Consider the following 7,510-nt stretch of genomic DNA (forward strand, 5'->3'; position numbering starts at 1 on the left):
TTGCACTAGAAGCAAAACAAAATTACTTCTTCAAATTTCTTTCAACAACGTTGAGAAGGGCGGGGAAGATTCCCGGAGCAGCGGCAACGATTTCATTTTTATCTAGATAGCCGCTTTCACCTGAGAAGTCAGTTACCAATGCACCTGCTTCTTTGGCGATCAAAGCACCGGCTGCGATGTCCCAAGGTTTGATGCCTTTTTCAAAGAATCCGTCATAACGGCCGCATGCAACAAAGCACAAATCTAAGGCTGCTGAACCTGGTCTTCTCAGACCGCATGTGGATTCCATCATGTCTTTGAGAATATTCATGTAGGACTCATAGTCATCACCTTCTCTGAAGGGGAAACCGGTACCAATCAAAGAATTTCTCAAGATTGTGGCATTAGAAGCACGGATTCTGGCGCCGTCAAGGAAAGCACCTTTGCCTTTAGTTGCTGTAAATAACTGATTTCTGCATGGATCGTAGACCACAGCGTGCAGCAAATGTTTGCCTTTTTTGCAAGCAATAGACACGGCAAATTGATCAATACCGTGAATGAAGTTCGTAGTTCCGTCCAACGGATCAATAATCCATTCGTATTCACTTTCCTTGTTGCCTTGAGTGCCGTTTTCTTCGCCAAGGAAACGATGATCCGGATAGGCTTTAGAAAGAGTTTCGATGATGACCTGTTCACAGGCTTGGTCCACTTCTGTTACAAAGTCGCCGGATGATTTGGCGGAAATAGAAAGATTCTTGCGGTTGCCAAAAGCTCGAGCCTGAATTTTCCCTGCTTCGATTGCGGCTCTGACGGCTACATTGAGCATACCGTCATTAAAGCTATGGGAGACTGTAGAAGGTCTCGGCGTTTTATTTTTTTTCGGGGCCGGTTCCGCAGAGCTTTTCTTGGAAGTTCTTTTTGGAGCAGGTGTTTTTTTGCTCTGTTCAGGAGACTTAGTTGCCATGTTTGAATAAACCTTTGAATATCTTCCGAGCTCCGCAAAAGAGCTCTAAATAAATTAATATTGTCAGATTCTAAACTATTGGAGGTTGCATATGGCTTTTGTGCCCCAAGGAGGGCGGGTTAGGTTTGTGTTGGTTGAGCCTAGTCACGCAGGCAACATCGGCTCAGCGGCTAGAGCGATCAATACCATGGGATTTACGGAATTGTATGTGGTTAATCCCAGAGACCGGGACTACAAACAAAATCCAGAGGCCTTGTCATTTTGTACACGTTCGGCTGACGTGCTTTTGTCGTCGATATGTGTACCGGATTTGCAGAGCGCTTTACAGGATATTCAGCTTGCCTATGCTCTTTCGGGCTATGACAGAGAATTCGGGCCACCCTTTGTTTCTCTGACGGATGCTTGCCTAGAGGCCAAGGATGCCTTAGAGGACTCCAATATCCGAGTTGCATTTGTCTTTGGAACCGAAAGAAGCGGACTGACCAATGAACAAGTAAATCAGTGTCAAAGATGTGTAGGAATTCCTGCTAATCCGCAGTGTGACTCTTTGAACCTTGCGCAAGCCGTCCAAGTTACCGCTTATCAGCTTCAAACCGATTTGCGCGGACCCTTATTGAGCAAAGAAAGCCGCCGCTTCAGCTATGGTGAACTTGCGTCCGTTGACTCTATCGAGAAAATGTTCGGACATTTGCAGCAGGCAATGGTTGCATGCGGGGCTTTAGATCCTCAAAAGCCTAAATTCATGATGGAACGGTTCAGACATTTATTTTCCCGGACAGGATTGACCCAGACGGAAGTGGATATGCTTCGTGGAGTCTACTCCTCCATCATTCGTTCAAAAGATGAACGGAAAGGTAGTAAAAAACTGTAAATGTGAAGTTAGAATCAAGGAGGTTTTAACGGGAAGTTCTTCATGATTAACAGTATTAAAGAAGACATCAACAGTATTTACGAAAGAGATCCTGCGGCTCGATCTCGCTGGGAGGTTCTCCTATGCTATTCCGGTCTGCACGCCGTCATCATTCATCGCTTGGCAAATAAACTTTGGAAAGCTGATTGGAAAGTTACGGCCAGATGGCTTTCTCAAGTAGGCAGATTTTTAACCGGAATTGAAATTCATCCGGCCGCTGAGATTGGAAAACGTGTTTTGATAGACCACGGTATGGGCGTGGTTATTGGAGAAACTGCAGAAGTCGGTGATGACTGTACGATTTATCATGGCGTGACCCTTGGAGGAACCTCACTTTCCGAAGGAACAAAAAGACATCCGACGATCGGTAGGAACTGCATTATCGGAGCCGGGGCTAAAGTATTGGGAGCATTTACCGTGGGTGACAATTGCCGAATCGGCAGTAATGCTGTCGTCATTAAGCCGCTTCCCCCTGATTCGACCGCCGTTGGTAATCCGGCACGAATCGTCAAGAGAAAAGATAAGAAAGTTGATGCGGAAGAGCAAAGACAAGAAAAAGCTATTCACGATCCTAAACTTCACGTTCGCATGGCTGCCTACGGTTTTGTAGCAAACGAAGAAGACCCTTACGCAGAAAAGCTTAAAGCGATGGAGCAAAGATTAGAGAATCAAGAAAAATTGATTGAAGAATTAAAAGAAAAAGTTAAAAATTAATATTAAACTTGCAATACAACTAATAAGGCTGCCCGGATGAGCAGCCTTTTTTCTAATTATTTATTTTGCGGAGCTTGGTAAAGTTCTTCCACCTTATCGTGGAAACGCTCCAAAATTTTCTTACGGCGCAATTTCATTGTGACTGTTAGAAGTCCGTTGTCTACTGTCCAATGCTCACGCATCAGAGAAACATTTCTAGGTACGCCGTACTGGGGGAAATTAGAAGCTGACTTCTTTAATCTACGAATTGCCGCTAAGCGGACGTCTCTCCTTGTTAATGAGTTCGGGTTTTCCGGATCCACATTCAAAGAGGCTGCAAATTTTACCCATTCATTTTCATTGACTACAGCAAGAGCTGTAATGAAGGGACGTCCTTCACCTACACAGAGAACTTGTTCAAATAAAGGATCAGATTGGATTGCAAGCTCCAAATCTGTAGGAGGAATCTTTTCACCGGTAGATGTCACAATGATTTCTTTCAATCTGCCGTTGATGCGGATTCTCCCGTGGGTTTCAGAAATGCTCGCTAAATCTCCGGTTTTAAACCATCCATCCTCAGTAAAGACTTCTTTAGTAGCTTCGGGGAGCTTCCAATAACCCTTCATAACGGAAGGAGCTTTAATTTGGAGCTCTCCTGCATCGTCAATTCGTACCTGAACGTTAGGAAGCGGATTCCCGACGGTGACCGGATTATTATTTCCAACGACAGCAACGCTCACAACAGGTGAAGTCTCAGTTAAACCGTATCCTTGTCTTAAGGGAAGCTCTAAAGCACAGAAAAATCTTCCTAAAGAGTTGTTTAAAGCAGCTCCTCCTGCAATAGCTAAACGAACTCTTCCTCCGAAAACCTGTTTGAGTGCGGCAACGAATTTCTTACCGACTGCAGGCCAGAAGACATTGTCCAGCCAACTCATGGAAGAAGAGGGAACTGCTAAGTTGTTTTCACGACAAAATCTTCTCCAGCCGACGTCAATAGCGTGCTCTGCTAAAGCTTTCTTCATTGCGCCTTGTTCAGCTACTTTAGCCAAGAACTTCGAGTGAAATTGCTCGTATACACGAGGAACTGAAATAAAAATTGTCGGTTTAACCTGCTGTAAATCTTCTGCTAGCTTAAGCACGCCCCGAGAAAAAGTTACTTTAGCGCCGGTACAAATAGCCAGGTAATAAGTAACGGTTCGTTCAAAAGTATGAGAGAAGGGGAGGAAAGACAAATAGACGTCATTGTGATTGATATCGATTACTTGACCGCAGCCTTGAACGTTTGAAACGATATTCCGGTGGGTCAGCATAACGCCTTTCGGGTTACCGGTAGTGCCGGAAGTGTATACCACGCAAGCTAAATCCTCCGGAGAAATCTTCGGCTCTGTCAAAGTTTCTTTTTCTCCGGCTTTCAACCAATCTTTCAATGCCACGATTGGAACAGGAGAGTTTTCAGCATGTTCCAAAGTGTCTTCTTTAACCACTACAACCAGCTTTAAGTTCGGAAAACTGTCGCAAGCGCTGACCATGGCGTTCCAGCGTAATGTTTTAGGAACAAAAAGAATGGAAGCTTCGGAGTTGTTAATGATATAAGCACTGCTTGCCGGCGTATCGACGGCATGAAGAGGAACCGGAACGCATCCGTTGCCCAAGATAGCCTGGTCTGCAAGGGCCGAGTCAATCGAGTTAGGAAGAAGGACGGCTGCTCTGTCTCCGGGTTTAATATTGGAAGCTTGGAGGGCTTTTCTCCATTTCAGAAGTTCTTCGGCAAATTCCGACCAAGTGACCGAACGCCAAGAATTAGTCTGTTGATCCCATTCTCCATAAGCTTCACGTGAGGGAAATTTTTTTAATGTTTCTTTCAAAAAATCCGGAACTATCGTGATCGGTTCTTCTTGGGATGAGGAGGTCATGTTAGTTGTCCTTATTTTTTCCAAAATCGGTGTACATAGATTCAATTTCTTTTTCAAATTTTTTGTTCAGAATTCTACGTTTAATTTTTAAAGTCGGAGTTAAGGCACCATTCTCGATAGTCCAAGGATCCAGTGTGGCTGTGACGGCTCGGGGTATTCCATATTGCGGGGCACCCTTAGCTGCGGCCTTCATTCTTCTAAGCAAAGCTTGTTGTACGGCTTTTTTACTTAAAGAGTCCGGAGAATTAGGATCTAGCTCTAAAGTAACTGCTAAACGCTTCCACTCGTCTTTATTAAGAACAACAAGAGCGGAAATAAAAGGACGATTCTCTCCGATGAGCATAACCTGAGCAAACAGCGGATCGGTTTCAATCAACTGTTCGATATCGACCGGCGGCACTTTTTCACCGTTGGATGTGACGATAATTTCCTTTATTCGTCCCTTGATTCTTAAATAACGGTTCGGAAGGATGTCAGCCTGGTCTCCGGTAGAAAGCCAGCCGTCTTCAGTAATTGCTTTAGCGGTGTCCTCTTTGCGGTTCCAGTAGCCCCGCATAATCTGCGGCCCCCTCACCAGAAGTTCATCTTTGTCCCCGAGTTTGGCTTGAATTCCGGGAAGGATTTGCCCGACGGTCAAAGGATCGTTATTGCCAATTTTATTAACCGAAATAATCGGGGAGGTTTCAGTCATGCCGTAACCTTGATAAATTGGTACTCCAAGTCCAATAAAGGTTTTGATTACTTCAGGGTTGATTGCGGCTCCTCCCGAAACGGCAACTCGGACTCTGCCTCCGAATTGACTCTTTATGTTCTGTCGGACAAACTTCTCGTAAAGAGGTTCCAGAATCTTATCCGTGAATCTAGGTTCTTCGCCCTCAAGACCATTTTCTTTGCAGAATTTTCTCCAACCGGATTCAATGGCCCCCGTAAAGAATTTCCTGGCTAATAGAGATTTGGTCTTTAAACGTTCCTGAATCTTTGCATTTACTTTTTCATAAACCCTTGGGACTGACATCAGAATTGAAGGTTTGACAGTCTTTAAATCATCAACAAGACGTGCGATTCCGCGGCTGAAGGTGACCTGGTTGCCCATTCCTAAACCAATGTAGTAAGTCGTAGTTCTTTCAAACGTATGACTCAGAGGTAGGAAAGACAGCCAGCTGTCTGTGGGTTCAGGCGCGATGTTGTATAGCAGACTGGAGATGTCGCTCATAATGTTTTCATGAGTCAGCATAACGCCTTTTGGTTTTCCTGTTGTACCGGAGGTATAGACCAGGCATGCAAGATCTTCTTGTTTAGGCAAAGGAGGAAGCTCTGAGATTTCCTTTCCGCTAGACAGCCAGTTTTGCAGACTTATGCCTTTAACTTTGCCGTTATCTTCGTCTTCATCGTTGATAAAAACCACCGTTTGCAAATCAGGAAGACCGTTTGTGCCTGCAGCTTTCTCAATAGCATGCCATCGTGCGTGGTTTAAAGTAACCAGGACTTTTGTGCCGGAATCTTGAAGAATGTAGGCGCAGTTGTCAGGAGTATCAATAATATGGAGAGGAACCGGAACAAGGCCGACTAAAAGCGCTCCTTGATCAAAGCAAACTGCTTCGATTGAATTAGGCAAAAGCATCGCAACTCGATCTCCCTTTGTTAAGCCCGGAGCAGTGAAGGCTTTAGCCCACATAACGGAACGATCGTAGAGCTCTTTAAAGGTAAGAGTAACCCAACGCTGCTGAGCAGGATCATATTCGGTGACCGCAGGAATATTGGGTCTTTTATCCAAATGATGGCTTACTAATTCCGGAAGGACAAAAAGTGAGCGTATTTCATTTGCTCTTGTTTTACCGTTTTCAATCATATAAAGCAGAATTCTTACAAAAATAGACAACAAAGAAAGGGAAACCCCTTCTTTGCAAACTCTTACTAATTCAACTTTGCAAGTTTAGCCTAATTCAATGTAAAGGCTCAGATTAATTGTGTAGACAAAGTTAGGATGCCGCTCTTAAATTTGAGAAAAACTACACTAAATTCTTGCGGACTAGGAGCGTTGCGACAACCGAGGCAGGAATATCAATAGATTTTGGTTCTGTTTTGACCGATTTGCCGACAGGCTCAGGCAAGGTCGTACCTAACTGCATATTTTGATTTTCCACGAACTTCAGGACGGAAGTCAGGCATTCCACATCTTTTTCTTTTGCTTTGACTTCCATGATGTTAAGCATAGTCATGCTTTCGTCGTGAAAGTTGGGATAATCTACAAATTGAAAGTCAACCAGATCCTCAACAGATAATTGACCGCTGTCCGCCGTTACATAACGGAATAAATAGGCAAAGACTTCGTTTGAGCAGTCTTTCAGTTCAAACTTGACGGTAAAGTCAAGAATGTCATCCGAGAGCCCCTCAGAAGAGGAGTCTTCGTCAGAAAGATCATCAAAACTTAGGCTTCCGGTTTTAACTGAAGAGACTGTCAGCTCTGATTGCTTGACTCTCTCCCATAAAGCCTGACAATCATATTTCTTTAAACGATAGGACTGAGCTTTAATTCTGAAAGTAGCCTCACCGTCTTCATCATGTCCGAAATCAGCGGTAAAACAGTTGATCAAATCATCGGCATGAGAGAGAGCTTCATTAAAAGAAAAAACTGCACCGGCATCAGACAAGTAAGAAAGATATTTTTCTAATCTTCTGCTGTCATATCCTTTTCTATCCAGTTTTACTTGTTCAAAGGCATACTGACCGGCCAACTGGCTCACAGAGAATTTGTTGCCCGCACTATCTTCGAAACCGCGATGCTGGTTGATGAATTCAGTCACAAATTCCAAAGACTCTTTGCCATATATCGCAAGGCAAATAGGAATATTTGTTTTTGTGTGACTGGTCAAACGCATTTCAGAATAAATATTGTTCGTTTAAGGGATGACAATTTTACAGAGTTCAGAGATGTTTTGCCGACAAAGCGAGAATATACCCAAGAGAAAGAATTTAAATAGAGGGCAGATACCTATGAAGTAGTAATTAAGGGACAGATTAATAGAAAACAATTAAAATAAAAAATATGGT

At 43.8% G+C, this 7,510-nt stretch carries 6 protein-coding genes; 2 read left to right on the plus strand and 4 right to left on the minus strand.

All coding sequences use genetic code 11. The annotated features are described in order from the left end of the window. Positions 1 to 22: 22 nt before the first annotated feature. A complete protein-coding gene (locus RDK53_RS09705; RefSeq protein ID WP_308514380.1) occupies positions 23 to 943 on the minus strand; it encodes an inositol monophosphatase family protein in 921 nt (306 codons plus the stop codon). A 91-nt stretch (positions 944 to 1,034) separates the two neighbouring features. Between RDK53_RS09705 and RDK53_RS09710 the strand changes: the two genes are divergently transcribed. Further along, a complete protein-coding gene (locus RDK53_RS09710; RefSeq protein WP_308514382.1) occupies positions 1,035 to 1,814 on the plus strand; it encodes an RNA methyltransferase in 780 nt (259 codons plus the stop codon). A 42-nt stretch (positions 1,815 to 1,856) separates the two neighbouring features. After that, positions 1,857 to 2,567: a serine O-acetyltransferase gene (gene cysE, locus RDK53_RS09715; RefSeq protein WP_308514384.1), complete on the plus strand. Its 711-nt coding sequence runs from the start codon at positions 1,857 to 1,859 to the stop codon at positions 2,565 to 2,567. Positions 2,568 to 2,623: 56 nt separating this feature from the next. On the opposite strand, the gene RDK53_RS09720 is transcribed toward cysE, so the two are convergent. The 3 genes from RDK53_RS09720 to RDK53_RS09730 all read right to left on the minus strand — a co-directional run bounded on the left by RDK53_RS09720 (position 2,624) and on the right by RDK53_RS09730 (position 7,263). Next, positions 2,624 to 4,459, minus strand: coding sequence for a long-chain fatty acid--CoA ligase (locus RDK53_RS09720; RefSeq protein ID WP_308514386.1), 1,836 nt, complete (start codon positions 4,457 to 4,459; stop codon positions 2,624 to 2,626). A 1-nt stretch (position 4,460) separates the two neighbouring features. Then, the gene (locus tag RDK53_RS09725) at positions 4,461 to 6,338 is read right to left on the minus strand and encodes a long-chain fatty acid--CoA ligase (RefSeq protein ID WP_308514388.1); all 1,878 of its coding nucleotides are present in this window, start codon (positions 6,336 to 6,338) and stop codon (positions 4,461 to 4,463) included. A gap of 130 nt (positions 6,339 to 6,468) precedes the next feature. After that, entirely contained in the window at positions 6,469 to 7,263 is a 795-nt protein-coding gene (locus RDK53_RS09730; RefSeq protein ID WP_308514390.1) for a hypothetical protein, read from the minus strand. Positions 7,264 to 7,510: the final 247 nt, after the last annotated feature.

Origin of the sequence: uncultured Turicimonas sp. (genome assembly GCF_902477955.1) — a bacterium.
Taxonomy (GTDB): Bacteria; Pseudomonadota; Gammaproteobacteria; order Burkholderiales; family Burkholderiaceae_F; genus Turicimonas.

Coding starts and splice junctions, on each gene's coding strand:
- RDK53_RS09705 (WP_308514380.1), bottom strand. CDS start 943: ATGGCAACTAAGTCTCCTGAACAGAGCAAAAAAACACCTGCTCCAAAA.
- RDK53_RS09710 (WP_308514382.1), top strand. CDS start 1,035: ATGGCTTTTGTGCCCCAAGGAGGGCGGGTTAGGTTTGTGTTGGTTGAG.
- cysE (WP_308514384.1), top strand. CDS start 1,857: ATGATTAACAGTATTAAAGAAGACATCAACAGTATTTACGAAAGAGAT.
- RDK53_RS09720 (WP_308514386.1), bottom strand. CDS start 4,459: ATGACCTCCTCATCCCAAGAAGAACCGATCACGATAGTTCCGGATTTT.